The following is a 266-nucleotide window of genomic DNA, read 5'->3' as shown; positions in this document are numbered from 1 at the left end:
CGATCTGTTCACTCAGCCCTCGCGACACCTTTCCACGCACCCGAAGGCGCAGTACTCACTGCCGTGACAACCGAATGTCGAGCCAGCCAGCATCCACTAGTGAGCCCACCCGGCATCAAGGCCGGTGTGGTTCTGACCAGCGCTGAGACGTTCGCTCAGAACACTGGTAGATGCTCCTTAGAAAGGAGGTGATCCAGCCGCACCTTCCGGTACGGCTACCTTGTTACGACTTCGTCCCAATCGCCAGTCCCACCTTCGACCGCTCT

1 rRNA gene is annotated in these 266 nt (G+C 59.4%); it reads right to left on the bottom strand.

Features of this window, described 5'->3' with window-relative positions:
- Nucleotides 1–181: 181 nt before the first annotated feature.
- Nucleotides 182–266 (bottom strand): 16S ribosomal RNA (locus ADL03_RS08810); the annotation flags it as partial.

Origin of the sequence: Nocardia sp. NRRL S-836, from assembly GCF_001279525.1 — a bacterium.
Classification (GTDB): Bacteria; Actinomycetota; Actinomycetes; order Mycobacteriales; family Pseudonocardiaceae; genus Lentzea.
The sequence above is the reverse complement of the archived record's forward strand: the minus strand, read 5'-3'. Positions and strand labels throughout refer to the sequence as shown.